Genomic DNA, 25,586 nt, shown 5'->3' on the forward strand with positions numbered 1-25,586 from the left:
CCTCCCTGACTAGTGATGAAGCCTTAGGTTTTCGAACCATTTTTGATCATGGCGACCAGTTCGTCGACTCCGATGCCGAGCTTGGAAGCCTCGGCGGTGAGTGGAGCAATGAATTGCTGCTGGAATTTTTCGCGACGCTTTTCACGCAGCCGCTGTGGCGCTCCCTGGGTGACAAACATGCCGATCCCCCGCTTCTTGTAAAGCAGCCCGTCTTCTACCAGTCGATTAATGCCCTTGGCTGCGGTGGCTGGATTGATCCGGTAAAAAGCCGCGAATTCGTTGGTGGACGGAACCTGCGCTTCTTCGGGGAGGACACCAGAAATGATGTCGTTCTCAATCAGCTCTGCGATCTGCATGAAAATCGGTTTTGAATCATCGATCACGCCGGCCCCTCTCCATGCCCCACCCACGCCGTTGGTTAGTGGGTTAGTTACTCATGTAACTAACCATAGAACCTTGTCCGCTGGAGCGCAAGACCTGATGCTTAGCCTTTCTGTGCATTTTCATAATTGGTGCATACAAAATCCCAAATCACGTCGAAAATTCGCGCTATTCCGCGCTTTTATAGACCCAGAAAGCAAGGCTTTTCCTGTCAAGGAGTGGCGTTTGACCTGCCCCTTAGCTGATTCATGACGTTGCCCTACGAACCGCACAGCAATCAATTCAAAACTTATGACAGCCCCCTTTTCGAAGAACTACAAGGAACTCCATGACCATCTTGCTCTTTGCGGCCGCCGACGTCGCAGCCATTCTGATCCTCACTTTTGGCCTCTACCTTCGCCGCCATCGACGCCGGGACTTGGCTGTGTCCTACATCGGAATCAACATAGGAGTGTTCGCCGTGGCGACCGCCTTGGCCGGAAGCACCGTCAGCGCCGGATTGGGCATGGGGCTTTTCGGAGTTCTTTCCATCATCCGGCTGCGCTCGACCGAACTGGAACAGCATGAAATTGCCTACTACTTCTCGGCCTTGGCCATCGGCCTGATCACCGGCATGGGTCCAACGCCCATCTGGCTGCCACTGGCGCTGGTCGGCCTCATCCTGATCGCGATGCTCGTAGCCGACCACTCAAAGGTCCTGCCTACTTACCGCCATCAGGAAGTCATCCTGGACCGGGCCATCGCCAACGATGACGAGCTCCATTCCCGCCTCGGCTTGCTCCTCAATGGCGCCACGATCCACCAGGCTGTGGTCCAGCAGTTGGACCTTGTCAACGACAAAACAATCGTCAAGGTTCGGTTCTCAGCCCCACGAATCGGCCTCGTTGAACAACCGTCATCACGCACCGTCGAGAACCACGAAGTCATTACGGAGCAGACACGATGAATTTCACCGACCAGCTGGAAACCATAAGCCTCCATGAACTCAATGAGGCCGCCGCGCTCCAGACCCGCACAGACCGAAAATACATCCTGACCCAGCAGCAGGCCCACGAGCTCCTCCCGCTCTTGGCGCAGCAAGCACTGGTCCTGTCCATCGAAGGGCGCCGTGCATCGGCTTACACCTCGGTCTACTTCGATACCTCTGATCTGGCCAGCTTTCACCTGGCAGCGCATCCGCGCCGGCGCCGCTTCAAGATTCGCACCCGAAGCTACCTGGATACCGAACAGTGCTACTTGGAGGTGAAAACCGAAGGCGCCCGCGAACAGACGGTGAAGGAACGAATCGAACACCCCTTTGCAGCCCGTAGTGCGCTGGGCAGAGAATCGCTGGAATACATCCACGAGACCCTGGAGCACGAGCTGGGAACCTGCCCCATCGCACCAGCTGAGCTCACCCCGGTCATTGATTCCTCCTACTCCCGCACCACCTTGTACCTGCCTCAATCGAACAGCCGCGTCACCGTGGACAACAACCTGATCTGGACGGATCCACAGACCGGGTTCCGCCTCGAATGCAACGAAATCATCGTGGAAACTAAATCGGCCCTGAACGCCGGCCCAGCCGACAAATTTCTCTGGAGCCACCAGGTTCGACCATCACGGATCTCAAAATTTGCCACCGGAATGAGCTTGATCCATCAGCATCTGCCAGCCAACCGCTGGCATAAGACAACCAAGCACAAACTATCCACCGCAGTTTCCTTGCATCCTTAGGAGCATCATGACTAACACACCTCGTCACCGGGCCCAGCCCCCGCGCCAGTTCGGATTCAGGGCCCCACGGGCCATGACTGCCGTCGCGTCATTGTCCATTGCCGCCCTTGCCCTTGCAAGTTGCACCAATGCAGCGTCGGCGCAGAGTGTCGTGAACACCGATATCAGCACCGAAACAGCTGCATTCTTCAACGCAGATTCCGTGCATGAGATCAGCGTGAACGCTGAACCCGACGACATCACCGCCGCGCTGAAGGCCTACGCGGCTGACGGAACAAAGGATTGGATTTCCGCTGAAGTCACCATCGACGGGACAACATTCAAAAATGTGGGCCTGAAGCTGAAGGGGAACTCCACTCTTCGCGGTGCGGATGAATCATCGGATCCCGCATCGCTGCCGTGGATTCTGCGGCTGGATAAGTTCGAGGCGAACCAGAGCTATTCGGGCCGAACGGAATTTGTTATCAGAACCAATTCCAGTGAATCCTCGCTGAATGAGGCGGTGGCCCTTGACCTGCTTGGCGAAGCGGGCCTTGCCACCGAGCATGCGGCGGCGACTCGATTCTCGCTGAACGGTACGGATGCCGAACTGCGCTTGGTCATAGACAATCCATCCGACGAGCTCTACAGCGAAGAGACTTTTGACGGCGAGGGCATCACCTACAAAGCCGACGCCGATGGCGACTACTCCTACCGTGGAGACGCAGCTAGCGACTATGAATCTGCCTTCGAAGTGGAATCCGGTGCAGACGATCTCGCGCCGGTGGCCACGTTCCTGGATTTCGTGAACAACTCATCGGATGAAGATTTCTCCAGCAAGCTATCGGACTACCTCGACACTGACCAGTTCGCTACGTATTTAGCCATGCAGGACCTGGTGTCAAACACCGACGACATTGACGGACCGGGCAATAACTCCTTCCTGAGATACGATGCAGCCTCGAAGAAGATGACGGTCGTTGCGTGGGATCAAAACCTTTCCTTCGGCTCTGGTCCCGGCGGGATGGGCGGCGGCGGTCCCATGGGTGGAGGCAATGGCGGTGGGCCCATGGGTGGAGGCAATGGCGGTGGGCCCGGCAAGATGGATGCCGATTCATTGCTCACCAGCATGTTGCCGGACGGGATGAAGCTCGCCGATGCCAAAAAGCGAATAGAGGCAGGAACGGTTCCGGACGGAATTGAGCTCCTCGAACAGATGACGTTGGAAGACGGCACACAACTGATCGACGTCCTGGAAGATCTTGCCAATGGCGAGATGCCAGAGGGCCTGTCATTCGGCGGCGGAGGCCAACGGCCTGAAATGAATGGCCAGGGTGGCGCGCCAGATGGGGCCATGGCTCCCCCAGAGCAGAATTCAACGGACGACACCAAAACAGCTGATGGCACGGCTGATACTGCCAAGGACATGCCGGCAGATGGCCAAAACGGCGGCAAGTCGATGGGAGGAAAATCCAACCCGCTGGTAACCCGATTCCTGGCGGACGAAGATTTCAAGGCACAGTATGAAGCTGCCAAGACTGAACTTACCGACAAGCTCTATGAATCCGGCACCGCCGAGGAAATCCTCGACAAGTGGACCACGCTGTTGAATAACGAGGCCAGCGACCTGATTGATGCAGAAACGGTGAACAGCGAAGCGGACACCATCCGTTCGCATTTCACCTCGGATTCGACACAATCATCGAGCCCGGGTACCCAACAGCCGTCTACCGCTCCCAAGACCGAAGAAGATGAAGCCTCACCTGGTGCTTCAACGACTTCCAGTTCCTGAAACCGGTCAGATCGGCGCCGTAGCCGGGGATGGCAAACGCCAGCTGGCACTTTCCACGAAGGGAGGTGCCAGCTGGCGTTATGCGGTGAAAATCAGTTGTTCTCCAAGGCCTTGCTCACGGCCTCGACGATCGCAGGCAGCAAGGCAGCGAAGGCCCGAGCGCGATGCGAGATCGCGTTCTTCTCTTCCGGCGTGTGCTCTGCCATCGACTTGCCCGCCCCGGCCGGTTCAAAGATGGGGTCGTATCCGAAGCCATGCTCGCCGGCACGTTCGGTACGCAGCAGGCCCTCGACCTGGCCCAGCTCAACGTGCTCGCCGCCTTGAGGAGTCGCCAAAGCGGCGGCACAGACGAACTGCGCTCCGCGATGTTCAGCGGCGATATCGCCAAGCTGCGCGAGCAGCAAGTCGATATTTGCCTCGTCATTTCCGTGGACCCCGGACCAGCGAGCCGAGAAAATACCCGGGGCGCCACCGAGCACGTCGACGCTCAGGCCCGAGTCGTCGGCGAGCGCAACCAGTCCCGTCGATGCGGCAATTTCACGGGCCTTTTTCAGCGCGTTGCCCTGGAAAGTCACCTGGTCTTCGACCGGATCCGTGGCCCCCGCGGTGGCGGCGTCAATGACCTGGGTATCGACATCCAGGCCTGGCACCTGTCCGCGCAGCAATTCGCGAAGTTCACGCAGCTTGCCCTGGTTATGCGAAGCGAGAACTAGAACGGGCTGGCTCATTTGCTGTTTTTCAAGGTGTCGTGCTGGATCTGTGCCAGCTCGTTGGTTCCGCCCAGGGCAAGGTCAAGCAGCGAATCCAGTTCGGAGCGCTTGAATGGAACGCCTTCGGCGGTGCCCTGTACTTCGACGAAGTCGCCGGAACCGGTGACCACGACGTTCATATCGGTCTCGGCGCGGACGTCTTCCTCGTATGGCAGGTCAAGCATCGGGGTGCCGTCGATGATGCCGACGGAGATGGCAGCGACCGAGTCGGTGAGCACCTTGGCGTTTTCCTTCACGATGCCCTGCGAACGGGCCCAGGAAATGGCTTCTGCCAATGCCACATAGGCGCCGGTGATTGCCGCGGTACGGGTGCCGCCGTCGGCCTGCAGCACGTCGCAGTCAAGAACGATGGTGTTTTCGCCCAGCGCCTTGGTATCCACCACGGCGCGCAGCGAGCGTCCGATAAGGCGCGAGATCTCGTGGGTGCGTCCGGACAGCTTGCCCTTGACGGATTCGCGGGAGTTGCGGGTGTTCGTGGCACGCGGCAGCATGGCGTATTCGGCGGTGACCCAGCCGGTTCCCTGGCCCTTGAGCCAGCGCGGCACGCCTTCGGTGAAGGAAGCGGTGCACAGTACCCGGGTGTTGCCGAATTCAATCAGTGCAGACCCTTCGGCCTGGGCGGACCAGCCGCGGGTGATGGTGATGTCTCGAAGTTGCGCGGCTCCTCGGCCGTCAGCGCGTAAAGTCATGGTTCCATCCTAACCACGCTGGAGACCAGAATTTCACGAGATGGCTCCAGCATTACGGTGAAATGCACCTCGCTGCCGGAAGTTTCCCTAGTCGGGAACGACCACCACGCAGCATCTGCCCTCGCCTGGCTGCAACTGCGCGCGCTGGCAGCGTTGCCCGCATCCGTCCAGTACCCCGGAAACCAGCTGGTGGATCATCTCGCAGACCAGCTCGGTATGCGGCTGGGCCGCCGAATGGAATTGGCAGTTGGCCATCGTCATGGCTCCCTGCTCATCAATTCGCGGTTCGTAGCACAACGCCCGCTGAATAGCCGCGGCAAAATGAAAAGCACCGGCCAGGAGAGATTGCTTCCCCTTGGCCGGTGCTCCCACCATGTCCTGCGTACTTACTTCTTGCGCTTGAGCAGCGGGAACTTGCGCGTCTTTTCATAAGAGATGGTCGGCAAAGTTCCGGTACGCGTCTTGAGGTAATCGGTACCGCGCTCCCCCTTGAACAGGGCCGGGTCCTTTTCTTCCTTCAGGCTGCCCGAATAGACGCCGTAGGTCACTCCGGATACCGCCACGGCAATGCCGCCGTTATAGGTTCCCTTGGCTTCCTCGACGACCTTGTTGATATCGGTCCAGACGGGAATGTGAGTCAAAAGCATGCGTTCAACGCCAGCAGCCGTGGCCATCTCGCCGGCACGCTTGCCGGTCAGGTGCACCCCGTCGATATGGTCATCGCGGCCTTCTTCAAAGGCGGCCTCGCAGAGGAACATGTCGGCGTCCTTGGCCGCTTCAACCAGGCCATCGCAGGTGTCGGTATCGCCCGAGTAGGTCAGTACGCTGGTCAGCAGTTCACCGTCTGGGCCGGGTTCGCTGGCCTCCACACGCAAAGCGTAGGCTTCCTCGATCGGGTGGCGCACCGGAAATGGGGTGATGGTGAATGGACCGATTTTCACTGGCTTGTTCGGCTGCCATACCTGGAAGTCGTAATCCTTGGCCATGGTGTCGCCATCCGGCAAGGAATAGGCAGTTTCAATTCGGTCTGCGGTCGCTTCGGGACCGTGCACCAGCATCCGGTCGCGGCCCCAGCCGTTCGGGTCCCAGCGGATCGCAACGTGCATGCCGCAAAGGTCCATGCAGTGGTCCGGGTGCAAATGGGAAATCATGATCCCATCAATGTCCTTGAGATCCGTGTAGCGCTGCAGAACTCCCAGCGCGCCGGAGCCCAGGTCCAGGAGGATCTTCCAGTCGCGCGTGCCATCAAAGGCCGACACCAGGTAGCAGGACGCGGGTGACCCCGGTCCCGGGAACGACCCGGTGCATCCAATGATGGTCAGCTTCATTCGTTTCTCGCTTTCGACGCGGCGATCATTTGCGGAGTAATCCGCGCAATAGCGCCAGTCGGGTAGTGGGCGGCCACATGGTCCACGTGGCGCACCTGCAACACCTCGGGTCCGAGGAAACGGCGAGCCAGTACACCAAAACTATCAGCGTTGCCTGTGGCAAGGAACTCATGACGCGCCGCGATGCCGTCTTCGCGCACCAACGAATGCCGCGTCAAGGCACGGAAAACATCCTTCGCTGTTTCTTCCGCACTGGAAACCAATGTGACGCCATCACCCATGACATAGGAAATCACGCCGGTCAGCAGCGGATAGTGGGTACATCCCAGAATCAGGGTATCCACGCCCGCTTCCTGCAACGGCGCCAGGTACTCCTGGGCGATCTGCAGAAGTTCGGCTCCCGCGGTAATGCCGGATTCCACGAACTCTACGAATCGCGGGCACGCCACCGAGGTCACCTGCAAATTCGGGGCGGCGGCAAAGGCGTCTTCGTAGGCGCGCGAGCCCACCGTGGCTTGCGTTCCGATGATCCCGATCTTGCCATTCTTGGAGCCGGCCACCGCACGTCGCACGGCCGGCTGGATGACTTCCACCACCGGGATTCCGTATCGGGCAGTGTACCGTTCACGGGCATCGCGCAGCACTGCGGCCGAAGCTGAATTGCACGCGATCACCAGCAGCTTCACGCCGGCATCCACCAATTCGTCCATGACGCCCAAGGCGTTGGCCCGCACCTGGGCAATAGGCAACGGGCCATAGGGGGAATTAGCGGTGTCCCCCACATAGATCAGCGACTCGCCGGGCAGCTGGTCGATAATCGCGCGGGCGACGGTCAATCCCCCGACCCCGGAATCGAAAATGCCGATAGGCGTATCGGAGTCGGGAACTGAAACCTGGCCGGTGGCAAAATAGGAATTCATCGATCAGGACTCCGCATCCATCAGTGCACCCATCAACGTATCTTGTACCCACGAAACCAGGTTGTAGACCAAGGCCAGGTACTCTTCGGGAGTTTCAACGTCGGCGGCATCCAGCATCTCGGAAACCCGTGCGGCATCTTGCTCATCGCGGATCTCCAGGCGCTCGGCCAGAACCAGCCGGACATCGTTCAGCGCCTGGGCGAAGCGCTGCGCCTTGTCCTTGTCCAACACGATCTTGTCGGTTTCCAGAAGGAACTGGGCCTCGCGCAGCCGGCCGGATTTTTGCGCAATCAGGTCCGCTTCGGTCAGCCGCCGGTGCTCTGCAGCCACCACCGGGTCATCACTGGCATCGGGCAGAAGCTTGGCCAGCGCCGGATCGGAGACCGGAGGCAAATCCATCGACTCGGGACGCATCCCGGTCAGTGCGTATAGGGGGTCGATGTCCTCGGGCAGCTGATGCACTTCGGCACGTTCTTCGAGCATGGTGATCACATCGCCGAAAAGTTCGCGGAGCAATTTGCGCTCAGCCGAGTGCAGAGTGCCGGTAATTCCGTGGGCACCGTTTTTAAAAGCCTTGGCCACTCTCAGGCCCCCTGGGTCATAGTCGCATTTAGCCCGAATCCGTGCATGGCCTGGACATCCGATTCAATTGCCTCGCGGCTGCCACTGCGCACGGCGCAAAAACCGTCATGGTGCACCTGCATCATGAGCTGTTCGGCCTTTTCTGCGCTGAACCCGAAGTAGGAACGGAACACATAAGCCACGTAGCTCATCAAGTTCACCGGGTCATTCCACACAATCAAGCGCCAGGGCTTTTCGTTGGTGGCGGCTGTTTCCATGTCGGGAAGTACATCGGGCATTGCGGTCATGATCCCTATTTTACGCGCGGATCCTGAACGCCACACAGGACACGGTAAATATCACCTTCAGCGTGAGGCGTTATACAGTAAAACCGGTCTGCCAGAACGTGCAACACCACCGCTGATACTTTTTTCGATCCCCAGGAGCGTCCCATGCGCACCAGCCTCTTCACCGACCACTACGAGTTGACCATGCTTCAGGCGGCCCTCGAGTCCGGTGCAGCCCACCGCCCATCCGTGTTTGAAGCTTTCGCGCGGCGCTTGCCTGAAGGTCGACGCTATGGCGTAGTCGGCGGCACCGGCCGCCTGCTGGAAGGACTGGCCGGCTTCCACTTCGACGAGGAACAGCTCCGCTTCCTCTCCGATCACCGGGTGGTGAACGCGCAGACCATCAAGTACCTGGAAAACTACCGCTTCAGCGGAAATATCTCCGGCTACGCCGAAGGCGAGCTCTACTTCCCCAACTCGCCCCTGCTGACCGTGGAATCCACCTTCGCCGAAGCCTGCGTGATTGAAACCTACCTGTTGTCGGTCATGAACCATGACTCGGCCATTGCCTCGGCGGCTTCGCGCATGATCGCTTCGGCCGGAGACCGCCCCTGCATTGAAATGGGTTCGCGCCGCACCCATGAAGAGTCGGCCGTCGCCGCCGCTCGCGCTGCCATGATCGCCGGGTTCACCTCGACCTCGAATCTGGAAGCCGGCGCGCGCTATGGGCTGAAGACCGTGGGCACCTCAGCCCACTCGTTCACGCTGCTGCATGATTCAGAGCGAGCTGCCTTCGAAGCCCAGGTGGCGTCGCTGGGCAAGGACACCATCTTGCTGGTGGATACCTATGATGTCGAGAACGGCGTGCGCACCGCCGTTGAGGTCGCAGGCCCTGAATTGGGCGGAGTCCGGCTGGATTCGGGCGACCTGGTGCAGCAGGCCGGCTGGGTGCGCCAACTGCTCGATGACCTGGGCAACTGGAACACCAAGATCACCGTCACCTCCGATCTGGATGAGTATGCGATTGCCGCATTGGCCAGTGCGCCGGTTGATGCCTATGGCGTGGGCACCGCTCTGGTCACCGGTTCCGGGCACCCCACCGCTTCGATGGTCTACAAGCTGGTGGCCCGCCAGGATGATGCCGGCAGCTGGATCCCGGTGGCCAAGGCTGCCGCCAACAAGGCCAGCGTCGGCGGGCGCAAGCACGCGGTGCGACAGCTCAATGACCGCGACCGCGCCGTGGCCGAGATTGTCTCCACCACCGAGCACACCACCGGAGGACCGGAGCGCGACCTGGTGGTGCCGCTGGTGGTCAATGGGGAGATCGACATGTCGTACACGGGTGCTGCCGGAGTCCGCAAGGCCACCGAACGACACCGTGCTTCCACCCAGGAACTGCCCGGCATAGCCCGCAAGTTGCAGCGCGGCGAGCCAGTGATCCCGACGATCATGATCCAGGACTGAAAACACACGAAAATCTCAGTTGCGGGCCGTAGCCTTTCCTCACGTGGAATCGCCGGCCCGCCTCAAGGAGCACGCTATGACCCGAGCCCTGTTGATCATTGATCTGCAACCTGACTTTTGCGAAGGCGGAGCCTTGCCCGTAACCGGTGGAAACGCCGTAGCTGCGGCCATCGCCAGCGACGTGGCCGAACGCCGCCAGAGCTATTCGGCCATTGTCACCACGCAGGACTGGCACATTGATCCTGGATCCCATTTTTCCGCATCGCCCGATTTTGTTGATTCGTGGCCGGTGCATTGCGTCGCTGGCACCGATGGCGCAGCATTGCATCCGCTGATCCGGGAAATACCGGTCGATGCCCGCTTCGCCAAGGGCCGTTACACCGCTGCGTATTCGGGCTTCGAAGCACGCGAGCTGGATCCTTCGGCGCCTCTCGGCGACGAGAACGGCATGCTTTTGGCTCCCTGGTTGCATGCCCGTGGCATTACCGCAGTGGATATCGTTGGTCTCGCCGCGGATCATTGCGTGCGTGCCACGGCCCTGGATGCCGCTGCCGAAGGACTTGCCACCACGGTGATCTCGCCATTGACCGCTGCGGTCCGTCCCGAAATGCTGCCGGAAGTCCACGGTGAACTCCGCGCTTCCGGCGTGACTGTGCTAAGCCTCGGCTGATACTGGCCCACGAGCGGCCAAGGGCCGCATCCTAGCCCCGGCAGCGGGCAATGTGCTTGACCCGTGGCCAGGGTGTGGCATGCTGAGGGCATAGGCGATGTCCGGAGAAGGGATGAGCATGCGAAAGCTCGTGTACTACGTGGCCTCGACACTGGACGGTTATATTGCTGGACCAGGTGGCGGCGATCCTAGTGGAGAACCGTATTTCCCGGTGGCCAAGAGCGACATCGAGTTCATCGTCGGGCAGTACCCCGAGACACTGCCTGCGCCTGCGCGCCAGGCTTTGGGCGTCAGCGGTCCAGGCCAGGCCTTCGACACAGTGCTGGAAGGCCGGGCTTCCTACGAAGTCGGGTTGGCCGCCGGGCTCACCAATGCTTATCCGCACCTTCGCCACATCGTCTTCTCAACTACTCTCATGGCCGAGGATCCATCCATCGAAGTGGTCCGGGGCCAGGCACTGGAACGGGTTCGCGAGCTCAAGTCGGAGGAAGGCAAGGACTTGTGGCTTGTTGGCGGTGGGAGCCTGGCGCACAGCCTGCTTCCGGAAATCGACCGCCTCGTGCTCAAACAGCACAGCTCGATCATTGGTTCAGGCATCCCGTTGTTCAACGGACCATTCCATATCCAGCCCTTCCGCCTCAGCGGGGAAACGGCGCTGGATTCAGGCGTGAGGGTCTTGACCTACGATCGTGTTTGAACCGCTCGAAATCGACCGGGTGCCCGGGTGCTGCCGAACAACGCTGGCGGCCTGGAAAATCCTTCGTTCCGCATGATCACAAGCCGTGGAATCCGGTAGCAAGGTAATGCGCGGGTCCGGTTTCCACCCGGTTGCAGCCTCGCTGAACATTCCAAAGGAGCAGGCCAGCACCCGCCCCACAAGGCAGAACGGTCGATCGTCCATGATCTGTTCACGCCCCGGTGGCCCTTCGAAGATCTTTTGCCTTTTACTTTCCGACCAAGTTCGGGCCGGCGCCAGGTTGAAAGGCGGGCCACAGCCCGGAGCCCAACGACAGGGCAAGAACCGCGAACTTGCAGCCTTCGCATCCGGGGCGCGCAGCATCGCCAAAAAACACCATGCCTGCGGTTACCGGGATGGCCAACTTAATTGCGGTGGATACTACGGTCATTGGGCCCGCGTCCCCGCTGTCCAATGACCGGGTGCAGGCCATGAGGGCGAAAGCCCGGTTGCCTAGCACTAGCACCCACCCAGGCCATCGGTTCGCGAGGGTCTAGATATGCGGCTGCTGCCCGGGCACGATCTCTGCGATGGACCTGGGCAGCGGCCGACAATACTTTTTTGGGCATGGCTGCATTATGGCACCTGGTTCTCCCCGGGCCCCTATTTGCGGCCGACGAACCAGTCCTGCAATTTATCGATGCGTGCCTGCAACTGGTCCGCAGTGGCCTGCGGCACCGCTGGTCCCCCGCATACGCTGCGCAGCTTGTTGTGGACCTGCCCGTGGGGCATGCCGGTGCGGGCAGCCCACGCCGAGACATTCTTGGACAGCTTGGAGCGCAAATCCATCATCCGCCGGTGATCCGAAACCGGTTCAGGCTTGGTCCCGCCCCGATTAATCTGCTTGCTCTGCTGCTTGCGCAGCAGCTCGGAGACCTGATCGGTTTCCAGCAGGCCCGGAATGCCAAGGAATCCGAGTTCTTCATCGCTGCCGATATCAGCACCAGTGCCGAACTCCCCGCCGTCAAAGAGCACCCGGTCAAAAGAAGCCTGGGAATTGAGCGCCTCGAACTTGCTGCGCACCAGATCGTCGCTGGCTTTGTCTTCCTTGTTGGCTTCCTCGAGCAGGGAATCGTCCAGGCCGTCTTCGTCCTTGGAGCCTTCCTTGTCCAAGGCATGGTCGCGCTCGACTTCCATCTCATTGGCCAAGGCCATCAGGATCGGCACCGAGGGAAGGAAGACGCTGGCAACTTCACCACGCTTGCGGCTTCGCACAAAGCGCCCGACAGCCTGGGCGAAGAACAATGGAGTCGAGGTGCTGGTGGCGTAGACGCCAACACAGAGCCGAGGCACGTCGACGCCTTCGGACACCATGCGCACGGCCACCATCCAGCGGGCCTCCGAGGCGGAGAAGTCGTCAATTTTCTGCGACGCCTTGGGATCGTCGGAAAGAATGGTGGTGACCTTCTCCCCGCAAATGGCCTCAAGCTGGGCAGCATATCCGCGGGCGTCTTCATGGTCGGTGGCGATAATGAGCCCGCCAGCGTCCTTGACGGTGCGGCGCACTTCTGACAGCCGCCGGTCAGCTGCCTGCAGCACCGAGGGGATCCAGTCGCCATGGGGGTCCAGCGCCGTGCGCCAGGCATGGGCGGTGACATCCTTGGTGAACCCCTCGCCGAGGTTGGCTTCCATTTCCTCGCCGGCGGCGGTGCGCCAACGCATATTGCCCGAGTAGGCCATGAAGAGCACCGGTCGAACCACGTGGTCGGCTAGCGCGTTGCCGTAGCCATAGGTGTAGTCGGCCTTGGAACGGCGAATCCCGTCGCCCTCGTCGATGTACTGCACAAAGGGAATCGGCGCGGCATCCGAGCGGAACGGCGTTCCGGTCAGCGCCAAGCGGCGTGTTGCTGGTTCAAAGGCTTCGCGGATGCCATCGCCCCAGGACAGTGCGTCACCTGCGTGGTGGACCTCATCCATGATCACCAGGGTGCGGGCATTCTCGGTCTTGGCACGGTGCACCGCTGGCTTCAAGGCCACCTGCGCATAGGTCACGACCACGCCCATGTAGTGCGAGCCGTGGCGCCCATCCGAGTTCTTGTAATTCGGGTCCAGGGCGATGCCCACGCGTGCTGCCGAGTCGGCCCACTGCTTTTTCAAGTGGTCGGTCGGGGCAACAACGATCATGCGGTTGATCTTGCCGGAGTCGATCAGCACCTTGGCCAGGCGCAGCGCGAAGGTGGTCTTGCCTGCGCCAGGTGTTGCCACGGCCATGAAGTCCCTGGGCTCGGTTTCAAAGTACTGGGCCAGGGCCTCTGCCTGCCAGGCACGGAGCTTGGGCCCGGTTCCCCAGGCTGCACGTTCCGGATACGCTACGGGGAGCTTGTCTTCCAGTGGAAGCTTGTCGCCAAAATCAAAGAGTGTCTCGGTCATATACCTTTTCCCGGCTGCGTGCTGTGTGTGAAGTAGTGCTGTTTTTCTCGGGCACTACCCCATCAAGGAGTCGTAGACTTCCTTGCACTCAGGGCATACCGGGAACTTCTTCGGGTCTCGACCCGGGGTCCAGACCTTGCCGCACAAAGCGATCACTGGTTCGCCGGACAGCGCCGACTCCATGATCTTTTCCTTCTGCACGTAGTGGGCAAATCGCTCATGATCGCCGGCCTCGACACTCTGGGTTGTCTCGGTACGCTCGATTGTCGCTGTGCCGCCACGGGTTTCTTCAGACTGTTCCACCATGCCTTCAAGTCTAATACGGATTGGCCCCGCTGTCCGTCCGATCAGCATGGGAGCTTGTCCACATCCAAGGCACATTCGCCCCTGGTTTCCGCGTTCACCTGCGGGCCGCGACGGTGTTCTGCCAGGGTTTATCCACGAAGAATGATCGCCAGCAACGACACGGAGCCACCTGCCTGATTTCGGATCTGGCTGATGGCTCCGTGTCGCTGCTGAAGCATGGGGCGTTATTTGTTGAGCATGACGGCTTGCATCAATTCGGGGGTCCGCTGCTCGTACCATTTGCCACCCAGGGCGATGCCGCCGAACAGCAGCCCAACGCCGAGCACCAGGCCGATGCCCAAGGTCAGCAAGCCCAGGGGTTGCGATTCCTGGAACCACCCCATCAGGTAGGGAATGAACACCGGAATCAGCAAAATCGCCATGGTGCCGATGGTGGCCAGCTGCGTCACCGCGACGCGCAGGCCGTTGCCCGGCGGGGTTTTCATCGGGTTATCCCCCGGCAGGGGCACCGCATAGGTGTAGCGCGCCGAGGCCACCGAGGCCACGCCCAGAGCAACCAGCAAAGCGGCCAGCGACAGGCCCAGGTCCCCCGGGATCCGCCATGCTTCGCCAGCGATCGCGCCAGGCAGGATGGCCGCTGCCAGCACCGGGATAATCGACAGCGCAAGGCAGGCCAGCGCGCGCCCGGCGCGGTCGGCACGCCCCGACACTCCGGTCAGCACGTGCAAGGCAAAGGCTGTGTTGTCGTAGGAAATATCCGCTGAAATGGAAAAGCCGAGCAGAACTCCAATCAAGGGCCCCAGCAGATACATCATGGTGTAGTTTCCGGACTGGCTGCCGGTGAACCAGAAGAGCAGCGGCAATACCGGCACCATCAGCACCCCGATGGCGTAGCGCGGGTCCTTGAGCCAATAAGTCAGCGCGCGGGCGATCACAGCGCCAGTGGGCGTCCCCGGGGTGTACTTGAAAAAGCCCAGTCCGCTTTGCTTGGCGGCTCGCTGTTGAGGCGGAGGGGTGACCGTGGCCCGCGCCGTCGCCCGGTTCACCAGCCAATACAGTCCACCCAGGTAGACCACCGCAAGAATCAAGCAGATGGCAAATTGCAGGTAATTGCCTTGGGCCAGCGCACCGGGCAGGGCCGCGGCGGCTCCGAGCGGCGTGTAGGCCAGGACGCTGGCGATCGGGCCGACCCAGTCCAGCAGGCTGTTGGCGGCCGAGGCGATCGAGGAGATGATCGGCCCCAGGCAGATCAGCAACAAGAACAGCACGGCGAAAGTCAGTTCGCGGAAGCGGCGCTTGGCACGCAGAGCCGTGGCCATGACCGTCAAATACTGGCAGACCAGAACGGCCATCACCGCGGTGGCGATGGCCGCCACGACGGCAACCGGCAGCACCAGCGGATCAAGCCGCCAGATCAGTGACCCTCCAACCAGCCCGATAATCGTCAAGATCGCCGGAACCGAGATGAAACCTGAGAGCACCAGCGCCGGGCCCAGGACCTTCTGCGGAATGCCGAAGTGCACAAAGCGCGAAGGTTCCAGGGTCAGGTCAACCCCGGTCAGCAGCGGCGGAATGATGGCCCAGCCAAGCACCGCCAGTGAACCGATGAGGATGCTCAATTCGGCGTCGATGGCGGTTTCTCCAGCCAGGAACCAGGCCGCGAGCGTGAGCATCACGATCATCCCTAAGGCGTACAACCCGCCGATGATCACGCCGATCAGCTGGCCTGTCGAACGCTTGAACCCATTGGCCAGCAGCAGGAGCTTCAGTTTGAGGATGTGCGCAACCATGACAGCCCTTCGTTATTTGCCCGTCCGCCGACCAGATCAACGAACCGGTCCTCCAGGCTCATGCCACCGCGCACCTGCTCAACAGAGCCCTGCGCCTTGAGCACGCCGCCGGCAATCACTGCCACGTGGGTGCACATGCGCTGCACGAGATCCATCACATGCGAGGACACGATCACGGTGCCGCCAAATTCAACGTAGTGGTTAAGGATGTCGCGGATATTGGCGGCCGATACCGGGTCAACGGCCTCGAAGGGCTCATCCAGCACCAGCAGCTTGGGCGAGTGGATCATTGCCGTGGCCAGCGAGATCTTCTTGGTCATGCCGGCCGAATAGTCCACCACCAGCTTGTCGCCGTCCCCGGTCAGATCCATCACGCGCAACAGGTCTTCGGTGCGCTCAGCGACCTCGGCCCGGTCCATGCCGCGCAAGAGCCCCGAATAGCTCACCAGCTGCCGGCCGGTCAGCCGGTCGAACTGGCGCACGCCATCGGCCAGCACGCCCAGGGTTGCCTTGGCCGCCTGGGGATCAGCCCAGATATCCACCCCATTGGCCAGGGCTTGGCCGGAATCGGGCCGGAGCAGTCCGGTAGCCATGGACAGCATCGTGGTTTTGCCGGCTCCGTTGGGGCCTACGAGGCCATAGAAAGAGCCTGCAGGCACCTGCAGGCTGACGTTATCCACCGCGACCTTGGGGCCAAATTGCTTGGCGAGGCCGCGAATATCCAGTGCGATCTGAGTCATATTTTCAGGCTAGCAACACGCCTGCTCAATAAGCATCATCCTTTGGAATTAATCTTGGGTGCAAAAAGCCCCGCCCGACAAGCGAACTTGTCGGCCGGGGCAAGGCGAAGCGGCACGGATCAGAACAGGACGCGCGCCAATTTCTGTCGCGAGGCAGCCACGCGCGGATCGTTGTTTCCGACCACTGCGTAGAGCTCAATGAGGCGGCGGCGAACTCGTTCGCGATCATCGTCTGCCAGTTTCGAAATCAACGACACCAGACGGGCGAAGGCATCCTCCACATGGCCGCCGATCAGATCGAGATCAGCCACATCGAGTTGCGCGGCAATCTCTTGAGGATTCTGCGCTGCCAGTTCACGCGACTTGTTCAAATCGAGGTTCTGCGTGCGCGAGAGCAGCCGCACCTGGTAGACGCCTACCTGCGCGTCGTGGTCGTTCGGCTTCTCGTTCAGCGCTTCGAGGTAGGCGGCTTCGGCGGTGGCGTAGTCGCCCGCGTCAATCGCATCCACGGCCTTCTGGTGCAGCGGCGGCAACTCGGGCTCGGTGTTTCCAGCGGTTCCGCTCAATGGCGGCACCGTTCCGCTCAGGCCCTGCTGCACGGCGAGCTGCTCCAGCTGGCCCAGCAACTGCACAATCTGTTCTTCGGCGGCCGGGCCCTGGAACAGCGGCACCGGCTGGCCCTTGACCAGGGCGACAACCATCGGAATCTGCTGGGCCTGGAAGGCCTGGGCGATCTGGGGATAGGTTTCGGCATCCACCACGCCGAGAACGAACTTGCCGTTCTTGGCATCGACCAGCCTGCGCAGCACGGCATCAAGATCAGCCGAGACCTGCACCCGGGGCGAACCCAGAGACACGATGGCCGGCACGCTTTGGGAGAGGCCGACAAACTGCTCGAAGGATGCCTCGTCCAGGCTGGTGGTCCAGCTGGCAGCCGCCGAATCGGTGGTGCCGGTGGCCTGCGGGCTATGATGGGCCAACGCCGAGAGGTCTACCGCGCCACGGGTTGAAGGAATGTTCTCTTCGCTCATGGGTACTAGTCAACTTCCTTTACGTCGAGCAGGACTTGGTCAGCGGAGATCAATTGGATCTTGTCTTCAGAACCATTGGCAGGAATATAGAACATCACCGGCTCAGCGTAGGTGCTCTCCACGTTGCCGTTGGAGGAGCTGGAACCCAGCAGCTGCTCGGTCAGCTTGTCGCTGCTCTTGAGCGGATCGGCGTTTTCGGTGCGCTCGAACAAGGCCTTGTTATCCAGCTTGCCTGCCACGATAGCGCCACCGTCTGGAGTGGATACCGCGAAGGTGTCGCCCTTGGTGACCGAGCGCTTGTAGCTGACCTTGGCCTCGTCGGCATTCTCGGACTCGGACTTCTGGGCCGCATGAATGGCCTTGATGAACTCGGACTCGGCAAATTTGCCCTTTTGCTTTGAATCCTCGTTGGTCAGCACATCACCGAGGGCTTCCAGGGCCTTCTCCGGCGTCATCTGCAAATCCTTGGCATCAGCGGTCAACTGCTTGGTGGCCGGGTCGCCCACGGCAATGCCAGGGAAGGAGGAGTTAGGGAGCATCTGCCCTGCGAAAACAACCTTGTAGTTATCCCGTGCGCTCTTTTGGACCAGGGTCAGGGCCTGCGGCAGGGTATTGGCGTCGTTGTCCTTGGCGGTCACCACGGAGATCACACGGGGAAACTTTGCCTCGCTGGCATTTGGCACGGCAGCCGAGCGCAGAACCTGTGTGTTCAGGGTCAGCGGCTTATCCACCTTGAACTCGTCCTTGAGCATGTCGTAGCGCTTGCCGCGCAAGTACTTAAAGGCACCTGCGGCGCGGGAATCCAAGGCCTTGGTGTCGTTCTTTTCATCGGCGTTGCCGACCTGCTTCTGGACATCTGCCAGAACGCTCTTGAGCTGCTCTTCGGTCAGCACCGGGAACGCGACCGGCTCCTCTTCACTTTCCGAGGCAGAGGCGGAACCGGAGCCGGATTCCTCGGCAGGTGCCGAGGAAGCGGCGCTGGAGCTGGCATCGCCAGACTTGGCAGCAGATTCGGAAGGCGATGCGCTGGATTCGTCCTGGGGCTGCATCGGCAAGGTGACACTGGACAGGGCCAGGGCAACAACGGCTGCCGCGGCCACGGAGTGCTGGGCGTTCGAGCCGGTCTTTGGCTTGCCCGGACGCATCACCAGCAGGGCCAGCCCGAAGACCAGCAGCAATGAGCCGGCAATGATCAATGGCAGCGCGAAGGGCATTGCGTCGTCGTTGGCGTAGGTTACCGAAATATCCACTGGAGCAGCGTCCTTTCCGCCAGCAGCCAGCAGCAGGGACCAGTCGCCGGAATCTGGAGCAGTCCAGCGGTAGGTCATGGTGCCGTCAGCGCTTTGCGAATCGAAGAAGATGTCATCGCCTGCAGGGTTGGGCACTTCGGCTTCGCCATCAACGTATTCGGCGATCATCTTGTGGTTCACGGTATCGATACCGGTCAGCGACACATGCGCGGCGTCATCGACCCACGCATCCACGTCATAGCTGCGTCCCAAAGATGCAGTGAATTCGCCCTTGGTCTTGATCACCAGTTCAACCGGTGCGACCTTCGGGTCATTGACCGAGGGCTCGATCAAGGTCAGCGGCGCCTCGCCGTCCAGTTGCGGCATGGAAGCGGTGACCGTTTCGGGCGGGGCCCAAAAGGTCTTCTGTCCGATGCCGGCTAGGAGGGCCGCAGCCCCCAGCAGCATCGCGATCACGGAGATTACTTTTCGCACGAGTTCACCTATTCGCCTACGTCTTACTGCAGTTCATTCCCAAGTCTAACGAGTTCGGCGTGAACATGGTTCCGTTCCGGGGCTGTGAAGTGGCTCATTGGTGTTTTAACTCAATGTCTTGAAACACATATTCACCTCTCACCCGCGATATGCTCGGTGCCATGGAGCCAGATCAGCAGCGCCAGCACCACGATCCCCGCGACCCCGGGGATCGTGCCAGCACGCCCTCCCCCTCATCACCGCCGGGCGTTTCGGAACCTGTGAATTCCCCGGAAACGACGTCGGGTGGACCAAATAGCGCTGAAAACCAGGCCGCGCAGCCGCAAGGCACGCTGGCCCGGCGCCTCGGTGCAAGCCTGGCAAAAATGTTCAGCACTCCCGCCCGCACCGCCGCCCTGGGCGAAGTTCCCGATCACCAGTCGGAAGAGGCCTTCGACCCCTTCCCGGTGCTGCATCCTATTTCCATGGGCTTCCTGGCCACCATCGGCGTGGGCTTGGCCCTGGGCGGCTACTACGTGCTGGCCAATGTTGGCTCGCTGCTGACCTGGATCGCCATTGCCTTGTTCATTGCGCTCGGCCTGGATCCGGTAGTCCGCTTCCTGATGCGCCGCGGATTATCCCGCCCCTTGGCCGTAGTCGCCACCATGGTGGGCATGCTGGGCATCTTCGGCGGTTTCATGGCGCTGATCATCCCGACACTGGTCAACCAGATCACCACCTTCATCACCCGTGCCCCTGATATCGTTGCCGATTTCTTGAACAGCCAATGGGTGCGCGAAATCGACCAGCAATATGCGCTCTCCGAGCGCGTGACCACCGAGGTGGACCGCTTCTTCGGAGATTCCGGGGCCGTGACTAATGTCTTCGGCGGCGTCCTTGGCGTGTCGCAAACCGTAGCCCAGTCGATGTTCGGCGTACTGATTGTCCTGGTGCTGGCCATCTACTTCTTGGCCTCGTTGCCGGGCATGATGGGCTTCTCGCTGCGCTTGGCGCCGCGCTCCAAGCGCGAGAGGGTCACAGAGCTCGCCGAAAGAATTACCCGCTCGGTGGGCAACTACGTCATGGGCCAGGCGACTGTGGCGGTTCTAAACTCGCTGGTCGCCCTGCTCTTGATGACCATTCTCGGCGTACCTTTCACCGCGCTGCTCACCTTGCTGGTGGCCATGCTGGCGTTCATTCCGCTCGTGGGCGGTGTGATTGCCGGAATCCTGGTCACCCTGGTGACGCTGTCCCTGGGCTGGCAGACCGCCTTGATCTATGCGATCTGCTACTTCGGCTACCTGCAGGTGGAAGCCTATTTCGTATCGCCTCGCATCATGCGCCGGGCGGTGGCCGTTCCTGGTGCCGTCGCAGTCATCTCGGTCATTGCCGGCGGAACCTTGGCCGGGGTTACCGGCGCCTTGATGGCGATCCCGGTGGCGGCCAGTGCCATGATCTTGCTGCGCGAAGTCTTCATCGCACGCCAGGACCGCCGCTAGCGGCAACTAGTAGCGGTAGGACCGCGTGTCCCAGCAGTGCGGGTGCCAATGCCGCCGAGCCGAGGCTGCCGCGTCGTTGCCGGACCAGTGATCTGCCCGCCACGCCACCACATGCCCGACCCCGACGCCAATCTTCTGGTGGCATCCGGGGCAGATATAGGCCTTATTGGCATTCAGCGGTGCAATCTTGCGTACGTGCCACTGGCCATCGGGAGCGTCCTGCAACCGCACCACGCCGAAACGAGCGCGTTGCAGCCAGTCATCGGCGCCAGCTTCATACTCTGATTCTTCATCATGATTCCGCGCCTTGCCGGGACGGGGATTCTTCGAACGGCGCGGACGGTTTGAACGTGGCATGTCATTAATCATGCCGTATCTCCCCGCGCAACACGCAACCAGCTAGTAAAGTGTGTGAGGTGCGTTTAGTGGTTGCAAAGTGTTCAGTAGATTACGAGGGCCGTCTTCGAGCCCACCTTCCGTTGGCGACTCGTTTGGTGATGGTCAAGGCCGACGGCTCGGTGCTCATCCACTCCGATGGCGGCAGCTACAAGCCGCTGAACTGGATGAACCCTCCGCTGACTCTCCGCGAGGGAATACCCGATGAAGATGCCGCAGCACTGGGCGCCGTTTCCACCTGGACCGTGGCAAGCGCCAAGACCGATGACAAGCTGACCATCAACTTCCACAGCTTCGAACATGACTCGGCGCATATTCTGGGCACCGACCCGGGCCTGATCAAGGACGGCGTGGAAGCAGACCTCCAGCGCCTGCTCGCCGAACAGATCGACCTGCTCGGGGACGGCCACAAGCTGATCCGCCGCGAATACATGACCGCCATCGGCCCGGTGGATATCCTGGCGCGCGATGCCAAGGGAGCCACCGTCGCGGTAGAGCTCAAGCGCCGAGGCGACATCGATGGCGTAGAGCAGCTCACGCGCTACCTGGATTTGCTCAACCGCGATCCGCTGCTGAAGCCGGTAACCGGCATCTTCGCCGCGCAGCAGATCAAGCCGCAGGCGCGCACGCTCGCCGAAGATCGCGGAATTCGCTGCTTGACTTTGGATTATGACGCCATGCGCGGTGTCGACGACTCTGCCGGCCGGCTTTTCTAACCCCGCTTTAAGAACAATTGCCCTGAGTCGATGACTCAGGGCGTTCTGTCTTCTAAGCTGGGAACATGACATCGACGCGCTACGCCCTTATTGCCACCCTGATTTCCGATGGACTCAAGGTCACCGACGGCGTACTTGCCGTGGATGGAGATCGAATCAGCTTCGCAGGCAACAAAGATGGTTTTGCTGCGCTGCCCGATGCAGCCGACTATGAAATCCGGGAGCTGGCAGCGGGAACCACCATCATCCCAGGCCTGGTGGACCTGCACTGCCACGGCGCCCTTGGCGCCGATTTCTCGGCACCAGATCATTCCAGCATCACCGGCGCCCTGGAGTACCTCCATCGCTCAGGCACCACCACCTTGCTTGCCTCATTGGTCACTGCGGAGCCGAACTCCATGATCGAAGCCACCGAGTTGCTGGCGGAATTTGCCGAGTCCGGCGCCATTGCCGGCATTCATGCCGAAGGGCCTTTCCTTTCCGAAACCCAGTGCGGCGCCCAAGACCCTCGCTACCTGCAATTGCCGGATCCGGGGTTCGTCACCGAACTGGTATCCGCCAGCCGCGGCCAGATGCGCACCATGACCTATGCGCCAGAGCTGGAGGGCAGCGAGGAGCTGATCGAGCAGCTGGTGTCCCACGGTGTCGTTCCCTCGCTGGGCCATACCAACGCCTCGGCCCAGGTTGCCGCTGATTCGCTGCGCTATGCCCGCGAAGAATTGCTCAGCGCCGGCGTAGATGGCTTTACCGAGCGCCCAACAGTCACCCACCTGTTCAACGGCATGCCGCCGTTGCACCACCGTGAACCGGGACCGGTGGCGGCCTGCCTTGAAGAAGCGGCCAATCGCAACGCCTTCGTGGAATTGATCTCCGACGGGGTGCACCTGTCCCCCGATACCGTTCGCCTGGTCTACCGCCTGGTCGGTGCCGAGAATGTCCTGCTTGTCAGCGACTCCATGGCAGCTACGGGACTTGCCGACGGCCAGTACACGCTTGGCCCGCAACAGGTCAACGTCGTTGATTCACAGGCCCGTCTGGCCAGCGATAATTCATTGGCAGGCGGCACCTCCACCTTGCTGCAGGTACTCCGGCATGCGGTGGCAGCCGGGGTGCCCCTGGTACAGGCGGTGAGCTCTGCGACCACCGTCCCGGCTTCGCTGATCGGCCTGGCCGACGAGGTTGGCTCCCTGCATTACGGATTTGCCGCCGATGCCCTGGTGCTCGACGAGGACCTGCAGCTGGTGCAGGCCATCCGCAAGGGCCAATACCTGTAGGCCAGCCGCGAGCTCAGCGGGTCTCGCGCAGGGCCTCCAGGAGTTCCAGTTCTTCGGCCCTGCTCAGCCCTGACCGCCTAGCTCGGTTAAGCCCGCGCGCTTTTTCATCCTCCAGCACCTCGCGCAGCAACTGATCCAAATTTCGTTCTTGACCACCCGCTTGCCGATATTTATCGTTGTTCCGATCGCTGAAGCCGTAGTCTTCAAGGGGAACCCATAGGGGCAGTGATCGCGGACCGGCCCAGTAATTGACGCCGTGCCCGAGGAGCCAGTCGTCCTTGGCCATAATCATTTCGCCGGCAAACTCCGCCACCCTGGCGGCGGTTTCCAGGAAATGGGCGAAGGGATACGCGGTACCCAAGACGTTGTAGGTGCCGGTGAGCCGATGCGAACTTGCCCGAGTGATCCACGCTGAGAGGTCGCGGACATCAATGGCCTGAACCTGTCGTCCGGTTGTTGGCGGAATGATGACCGGTTCATTGCCTGCCCGGGCCATGGCAGCGACCCAATAGGAAAAACGATCGCTGCCATCAGCCGGCCCGGCAATCAAGCCAGGGCGGGCGATGAGCAAGCGCTCCCCGAGCGCTCGGCTGCTTGCGCGTTCAGCGGCAACTTTCGCATGGCCATAGTGGCTCAGATCGACTGGTTCATATACTTCTGCATCCTCTGCATCTCCGGGCTGCCCTTGGTTGCTGTACACCGAGATCGATGAAACCAGGATCCAATGCTTGGCATTCTCCGACAGGGCGTCGAGGGCTCCGGCCACTAATTGTGGCTCATAAGCCAACTCAATGACTTCATCCCAATGGACATCCCGAATCGCATCGTAGGCCCGCGGCAGGCTCCTATCGGCGCTCACAAGCTTGGAGCCGGGCACCACGCCTCCGGACCGGCCCCTTGCTAGACACGTCACGTCTTGGCCGGCAGCCACCAGTTGTCGCGTGATTTCGTGGCCCAGCCATGCGGTGCCACCAAGTACCAAGATTTTTCCCATGCACACAGTCAACTACCGTAAGCCATTGGTGCCTAGTGCGATCGCGCAGGGCACAACCCTTCGAGCAGCTCATAGCTCAAGTATCACTATGCCGATGGCATCTTCCCATCCGCTTGGCATTCCAGCTGGAGACTTAAAGGGAAGACGTAGTATTTATTTAGCCCAGGCTATAGCCTGTGAAAATGAAAGCACTTAAAAGATCGCTGGTCGGTGCGTCGCTGCTTTTCGCCGCGATAGGGCTCAGTTCCTGTACAAATCTAAGCAATAGAGCCGAAACGACTCTTCCCGCAACAGAAGAGGCTACTAGCCCAGAAGCCACCTACCCGAGTTCTGAAGACATCTTTGAGAATCAAGAAAAGACCCTGAAACAAGGCGGCGAGCCCCTGGAAATACTGCAGCAGTTGCGAGCCAAGGGCAGCACGACCATTAGCGTTGCTCCCATTCCGGATAATTACACGCAGCTGGGTGTGTCCGTCCAATGTGCAGGCAACAGCCAGTGGAACACGCGTTTCGTAGACGACGGTCTTGAATCCAAGGGCGATTGCTCTTTGAACCCCGGTACGGCAAGTCTCGTCAAGGCCGGTCAAAAAGATCACGGATACACCGTTGAGGTAGAAGTCCTTGACGAGCAGGATACCCCGCTCTGGGTCACCATCTACGCCACGTCGGGCGTTGGCAGCGAATAGAGTGCAGTGCAACCAGGAAGATTAGGGACAAAAGAGCCGCCGTGGACCCTGAGGTCACGGCGGCTCTTGCGTATGAAATTCTAGATCTGCCAGCTTCCGGCAATCGGCCCGGCTTCAAGCCAGGCAGAGAAACCGGTGTAGTCACGGTAGTCCATGGCCAGCAGCAGCTCATCCCCGTTCCGGGTCAGCATCACCACAACAAATCCTGGCGGAATCCGCGAGGCTTCATCGTCTGTGGCGCGACGGGTTCCGCTGATGTCCAGCCCTCTTCGCTCAAGTTGGAATCGCGGCACCGGTGAAACAGAGAAAAACCGCAACAGGTCTACATGTCCCCCGCCGTAGCGGCCAATGACCATCATCCATTGTCCCTGGGGAGTCCGGATGGAGGCATCGAAGGTGCCCAGCGTGCGCCGCAATTGAATGCGGCGCACAGCCATGGCGCCGAAGAACAAGGCGATGCCGATCAGGATCAGCAGCGCGATTAGAACTGGTGCGGTTATCTCAAACAATTCATCGCCTACGCTGCGGTACCAAGCACAGCGTTGTCAGCAACGATCACTACGCGGTCCGACTCGACGGAGAAGAATCCCCCGTCGACCTGGACCGAGAAGCGGGACTCGGAAACCGGTTCGATTTCCAGATCCCCAGCGGCAAGCACCGACAGCATCGGAACGTGACCGGGCAGAACTCCGATCTCGCCGTCTACCGAGCGAGCTTTGACCAGCTTCGCAGCGCCGGACCACACGAAATGGTCGGCCGCGACGATTTCGACCTGAAGCTCAGCCATA

General features: G+C 60.8%; 28 protein-coding genes and 1 pseudogene. 10 read left to right on the forward strand and 19 right to left on the reverse strand.

The annotated features are described in order from the left end of the window. Nucleotides 1–23 precede the first annotated feature (23 nt). Nucleotides 24–383, reverse strand: coding sequence for a GntR family transcriptional regulator (locus AC6CHO_RS10260; RefSeq protein ID WP_498214917.1), 360 nt, complete (start codon nt 381–383; stop codon nt 24–26). Nucleotides 384–709: 326 nt separating this feature from the next. On the opposite strand from AC6CHO_RS10260, the gene AC6CHO_RS10265 reads away from it, so the two are divergent. The 3 genes from AC6CHO_RS10265 to AC6CHO_RS10275 are packed head-to-tail and all read left to right on the forward strand — an operon-like array spanning nt 710 to nt 3,868. Further along, nucleotides 710–1,327: a DUF4956 domain-containing protein gene (locus tag AC6CHO_RS10265; protein ID WP_498214918.1), complete on the forward strand. Its 618-nt coding sequence runs from the start codon at nt 710–712 to the stop codon at nt 1,325–1,327. Beyond that, a complete protein-coding gene (locus AC6CHO_RS10270) occupies nt 1,324–2,097 on the forward strand; it encodes a polyphosphate polymerase domain-containing protein (protein WP_498214919.1) in 774 nt (257 codons plus the stop codon). The genes AC6CHO_RS10265 and AC6CHO_RS10270 overlap by 4 nt, the downstream gene beginning before the upstream one ends. A 7-nt stretch (nt 2,098–2,104) precedes the next feature. Further along, a complete protein-coding gene (locus tag AC6CHO_RS10275; RefSeq protein ID WP_498214920.1) occupies nt 2,105–3,868 on the forward strand; it encodes a CotH kinase family protein in 1,764 nt (587 codons plus the stop codon). Nucleotides 3,869–3,960: 92 nt separating this feature from the next. On the opposite strand, the gene rdgB is transcribed toward AC6CHO_RS10275, so the two are convergent. The 7 genes and pseudogenes from rdgB to clpS all read right to left on the reverse strand — a co-directional run bounded on the left by rdgB (nt 3,961) and on the right by clpS (nt 8,444). Next, nucleotides 3,961–4,596 carry an RdgB/HAM1 family non-canonical purine NTP pyrophosphatase gene (rdgB, locus tag AC6CHO_RS10280; RefSeq protein WP_498214921.1) on the reverse strand — a complete coding sequence of 212 codons (636 nt, stop codon included), beginning with the start codon at nt 4,594–4,596 and terminating at the stop codon, nt 3,961–3,963. After that, nucleotides 4,593–5,327: a ribonuclease PH gene (gene rph, locus AC6CHO_RS10285; RefSeq protein WP_498214922.1), complete on the reverse strand. Its 735-nt coding sequence runs from the start codon at nt 5,325–5,327 to the stop codon at nt 4,593–4,595. The genes rdgB and rph overlap by 4 nt, the downstream gene beginning before the upstream one ends. 87 nt (nt 5,328–5,414) lie before the next feature. Further along, the gene (locus tag AC6CHO_RS10290; protein WP_498214923.1) at nt 5,415–5,702 is read right to left on the reverse strand and encodes a hypothetical protein; all 288 of its coding nucleotides are present in this window, start codon (nt 5,700–5,702) and stop codon (nt 5,415–5,417) included. Nucleotides 5,703–5,860: 158 nt separating this feature from the next. Continuing rightward, nucleotides 5,861–6,655, reverse strand: a pseudogene (locus AC6CHO_RS10295) (MBL fold metallo-hydrolase); the annotation flags it as partial. Then, nucleotides 6,652–7,575 (reverse strand): glutamate racemase, encoded by a 924-nt coding sequence (gene murI, locus AC6CHO_RS10300; protein WP_060701310.1) that lies wholly within the window; start codon nt 7,573–7,575, stop codon nt 6,652–6,654. The gene murI and the pseudogene AC6CHO_RS10295, both read right to left, overlap by 4 nt. 3 nt (nt 7,576–7,578) lie before the next feature. Beyond that, a complete protein-coding gene (locus AC6CHO_RS10305) occupies nt 7,579–8,157 on the reverse strand; it encodes a DUF2017 domain-containing protein (protein WP_498214924.1) in 579 nt (192 codons plus the stop codon). A gap of 2 nt (nt 8,158–8,159) precedes the next feature. Continuing rightward, nucleotides 8,160–8,444, reverse strand: coding sequence for an ATP-dependent Clp protease adapter ClpS (gene clpS, locus AC6CHO_RS10310; protein ID WP_498214925.1), 285 nt, complete (start codon nt 8,442–8,444; stop codon nt 8,160–8,162). A gap of 144 nt (nt 8,445–8,588) precedes the next feature. Here clpS and AC6CHO_RS10315 point away from each other — a divergent pair, with 144 nt between their 5' ends. From AC6CHO_RS10315 to AC6CHO_RS10325, 3 genes are all read left to right on the forward strand, one after another. Next, the gene (locus tag AC6CHO_RS10315) at nt 8,589–9,887 is read left to right on the forward strand and encodes a nicotinate phosphoribosyltransferase (protein ID WP_498214926.1); all 1,299 of its coding nucleotides are present in this window, start codon (nt 8,589–8,591) and stop codon (nt 9,885–9,887) included. Between the two features lie 76 nt (nt 9,888–9,963). Then, a complete protein-coding gene (locus AC6CHO_RS10320; protein ID WP_498214927.1) occupies nt 9,964–10,557 on the forward strand; it encodes an isochorismatase family protein in 594 nt (197 codons plus the stop codon). A 118-nt stretch (nt 10,558–10,675) separates the two neighbouring features. Continuing rightward, nucleotides 10,676–11,254, forward strand: a complete 579-nt coding sequence (locus AC6CHO_RS10325) for a dihydrofolate reductase family protein (protein WP_498214928.1) — start codon at nt 10,676–10,678, stop codon at nt 11,252–11,254. A gap of 247 nt (nt 11,255–11,501) precedes the next feature. Here the strand turns inward: AC6CHO_RS10325 and AC6CHO_RS10330 are convergent, their stop codons facing one another. The 7 genes from AC6CHO_RS10330 to AC6CHO_RS10360 form a co-directional block, all read right to left on the reverse strand. After that, a complete protein-coding gene (locus tag AC6CHO_RS10330; RefSeq protein WP_498214929.1) occupies nt 11,502–11,684 on the reverse strand; it encodes a hypothetical protein in 183 nt (60 codons plus the stop codon). Between the two features lie 212 nt (nt 11,685–11,896). Then, the gene (locus tag AC6CHO_RS10335) at nt 11,897–13,663 is read right to left on the reverse strand and encodes a DEAD/DEAH box helicase (RefSeq protein WP_060701304.1); all 1,767 of its coding nucleotides are present in this window, start codon (nt 13,661–13,663) and stop codon (nt 11,897–11,899) included. A gap of 54 nt (nt 13,664–13,717) precedes the next feature. Beyond that, a complete protein-coding gene (locus AC6CHO_RS10340) occupies nt 13,718–13,969 on the reverse strand; it encodes a DUF3039 domain-containing protein (protein WP_022876321.1) in 252 nt (83 codons plus the stop codon). Nucleotides 13,970–14,193: 224 nt separating this feature from the next. Beyond that, nucleotides 14,194–15,759 (reverse strand): transporter, encoded by a 1,566-nt coding sequence (locus AC6CHO_RS10345; protein WP_498214930.1) that lies wholly within the window; start codon nt 15,757–15,759, stop codon nt 14,194–14,196. Continuing rightward, complete coding sequence (locus AC6CHO_RS10350; RefSeq protein ID WP_498214931.1) at nt 15,735–16,499, reverse strand: ABC transporter ATP-binding protein; 765 nt, start codon at nt 16,497–16,499, stop codon at nt 15,735–15,737. Before AC6CHO_RS10350 ends, AC6CHO_RS10345 begins: the two co-directional genes overlap by 25 nt. Before the next feature lie 119 nt (nt 16,500–16,618). Further along, complete coding sequence (locus AC6CHO_RS10355; protein ID WP_498214932.1) at nt 16,619–17,530, reverse strand: co-chaperone YbbN; 912 nt, start codon at nt 17,528–17,530, stop codon at nt 16,619–16,621. 5 nt (nt 17,531–17,535) lie between these two features. Then, entirely contained in the window at nt 17,536–19,254 is a 1,719-nt protein-coding gene (locus tag AC6CHO_RS10360; protein WP_498214933.1) for a DUF8094 domain-containing protein, read from the reverse strand. A gap of 161 nt (nt 19,255–19,415) precedes the next feature. Between AC6CHO_RS10360 and AC6CHO_RS10365 the strand changes: the two genes are divergently transcribed. Beyond that, nucleotides 19,416–20,732 (forward strand): AI-2E family transporter, encoded by a 1,317-nt coding sequence (locus AC6CHO_RS10365; RefSeq protein WP_498214934.1) that lies wholly within the window; start codon nt 19,416–19,418, stop codon nt 20,730–20,732. Nucleotides 20,733–20,738: 6 nt separating this feature from the next. Here the strand turns inward: AC6CHO_RS10365 and AC6CHO_RS10370 are convergent, their stop codons facing one another. Then, a complete protein-coding gene (locus AC6CHO_RS10370) occupies nt 20,739–21,089 on the reverse strand; it encodes an Rv1322 family protein (protein WP_444664486.1) in 351 nt (116 codons plus the stop codon). Between the two features lie 59 nt (nt 21,090–21,148). Between AC6CHO_RS10370 and nucS the strand changes: the two genes are divergently transcribed. Continuing rightward, nucleotides 21,149–21,844, forward strand: coding sequence for an endonuclease NucS (gene nucS / locus AC6CHO_RS10375; RefSeq protein WP_444664487.1), 696 nt, complete (start codon nt 21,149–21,151; stop codon nt 21,842–21,844). A 65-nt stretch (nt 21,845–21,909) separates the two neighbouring features. Continuing rightward, a complete protein-coding gene (locus AC6CHO_RS10380) occupies nt 21,910–23,118 on the forward strand; it encodes an N-acetylglucosamine-6-phosphate deacetylase (protein WP_498214935.1) in 1,209 nt (402 codons plus the stop codon). Between the two features lie 13 nt (nt 23,119–23,131). Here the strand turns inward: AC6CHO_RS10380 and AC6CHO_RS10385 are convergent, their stop codons facing one another. Continuing rightward, nucleotides 23,132–24,112, reverse strand: coding sequence for an NAD-dependent epimerase/dehydratase family protein (locus AC6CHO_RS10385; RefSeq protein WP_498214936.1), 981 nt, complete (start codon nt 24,110–24,112; stop codon nt 23,132–23,134). A 182-nt stretch (nt 24,113–24,294) separates the two neighbouring features. On the opposite strand from AC6CHO_RS10385, the gene AC6CHO_RS10390 reads away from it, so the two are divergent. Next, complete coding sequence (locus AC6CHO_RS10390) at nt 24,295–24,798, forward strand: hypothetical protein (protein WP_498214937.1); 504 nt, start codon at nt 24,295–24,297, stop codon at nt 24,796–24,798. Between the two features lie 80 nt (nt 24,799–24,878). On the opposite strand, the gene AC6CHO_RS10395 is transcribed toward AC6CHO_RS10390, so the two are convergent. Continuing rightward, nucleotides 24,879–25,307 carry a DUF2550 domain-containing protein gene (locus tag AC6CHO_RS10395; RefSeq protein ID WP_060701296.1) on the reverse strand — a complete coding sequence of 143 codons (429 nt, stop codon included), beginning with the start codon at nt 25,305–25,307 and terminating at the stop codon, nt 24,879–24,881. Nucleotides 25,308–25,315: 8 nt separating this feature from the next. Continuing rightward, the gene (locus AC6CHO_RS10400) at nt 25,316–25,585 is read right to left on the reverse strand and encodes a F0F1 ATP synthase subunit epsilon (RefSeq protein WP_022876332.1); all 270 of its coding nucleotides are present in this window, start codon (nt 25,583–25,585) and stop codon (nt 25,316–25,318) included. Nucleotide 25,586 lies beyond the last annotated feature (1 nt).

This window comes from Glutamicibacter sp. GQ173 (genome assembly GCF_059759215.1).

Coding starts and splice junctions, on each gene's coding strand:
- AC6CHO_RS10265 (WP_498214918.1), top strand. CDS start 710: ATGACCATCTTGCTCTTTGCGGCCGCCGACGTCGCAGCCATTCTGATC.
- AC6CHO_RS10270 (WP_498214919.1), top strand. CDS start 1,324: ATGAATTTCACCGACCAGCTGGAAACCATAAGCCTCCATGAACTCAAT.
- AC6CHO_RS10275 (WP_498214920.1), top strand. CDS start 2,105: ATGACTAACACACCTCGTCACCGGGCCCAGCCCCCGCGCCAGTTCGGA.
- rdgB (WP_498214921.1), bottom strand. CDS start 4,596: ATGAGCCAGCCCGTTCTAGTTCTCGCTTCGCATAACCAGGGCAAGCTG.
- rph (WP_498214922.1), bottom strand. CDS start 5,327: ATGACTTTACGCGCTGACGGCCGAGGAGCCGCGCAACTTCGAGACATC.
- AC6CHO_RS10290 (WP_498214923.1), bottom strand. CDS start 5,702: ATGGTGGGAGCACCGGCCAAGGGGAAGCAATCTCTCCTGGCCGGTGCT.
- murI (WP_060701310.1), bottom strand. CDS start 7,575: ATGAATTCCTATTTTGCCACCGGCCAGGTTTCAGTTCCCGACTCCGAT.
- clpS (WP_498214925.1), bottom strand. CDS start 8,444: ATGACCGCAATGCCCGATGTACTTCCCGACATGGAAACAGCCGCCACC.
- AC6CHO_RS10315 (WP_498214926.1), top strand. CDS start 8,589: ATGCGCACCAGCCTCTTCACCGACCACTACGAGTTGACCATGCTTCAG.
- AC6CHO_RS10320 (WP_498214927.1), top strand. CDS start 9,964: ATGACCCGAGCCCTGTTGATCATTGATCTGCAACCTGACTTTTGCGAA.
- AC6CHO_RS10325 (WP_498214928.1), top strand. CDS start 10,676: ATGCGAAAGCTCGTGTACTACGTGGCCTCGACACTGGACGGTTATATT.
- AC6CHO_RS10330 (WP_498214929.1), bottom strand. CDS start 11,684: ATGACCGTAGTATCCACCGCAATTAAGTTGGCCATCCCGGTAACCGCA.
- AC6CHO_RS10335 (WP_060701304.1), bottom strand. CDS start 13,663: ATGACCGAGACACTCTTTGATTTTGGCGACAAGCTTCCACTGGAAGAC.
- AC6CHO_RS10340 (WP_022876321.1), bottom strand. CDS start 13,969: ATGGTGGAACAGTCTGAAGAAACCCGTGGCGGCACAGCGACAATCGAG.
- AC6CHO_RS10345 (WP_498214930.1), bottom strand. CDS start 15,759: ATGGTTGCGCACATCCTCAAACTGAAGCTCCTGCTGCTGGCCAATGGG.
- AC6CHO_RS10350 (WP_498214931.1), bottom strand. CDS start 16,499: ATGACTCAGATCGCACTGGATATTCGCGGCCTCGCCAAGCAATTTGGC.
- AC6CHO_RS10355 (WP_498214932.1), bottom strand. CDS start 17,530: ATGAGCGAAGAGAACATTCCTTCAACCCGTGGCGCGGTAGACCTCTCG.
- AC6CHO_RS10365 (WP_498214934.1), top strand. CDS start 19,416: ATGGAGCCAGATCAGCAGCGCCAGCACCACGATCCCCGCGACCCCGGG.
- AC6CHO_RS10370 (WP_444664486.1), bottom strand. CDS start 21,089: ATGCCACGTTCAAACCGTCCGCGCCGTTCGAAGAATCCCCGTCCCGGC.
- AC6CHO_RS10380 (WP_498214935.1), top strand. CDS start 21,910: ATGACATCGACGCGCTACGCCCTTATTGCCACCCTGATTTCCGATGGA.
- AC6CHO_RS10385 (WP_498214936.1), bottom strand. CDS start 24,112: ATGGGAAAAATCTTGGTACTTGGTGGCACCGCATGGCTGGGCCACGAA.
- AC6CHO_RS10390 (WP_498214937.1), top strand. CDS start 24,295: ATGAAAGCACTTAAAAGATCGCTGGTCGGTGCGTCGCTGCTTTTCGCC.
- AC6CHO_RS10400 (WP_022876332.1), bottom strand. CDS start 25,585: ATGGCTGAGCTTCAGGTCGAAATCGTCGCGGCCGACCATTTCGTGTGG.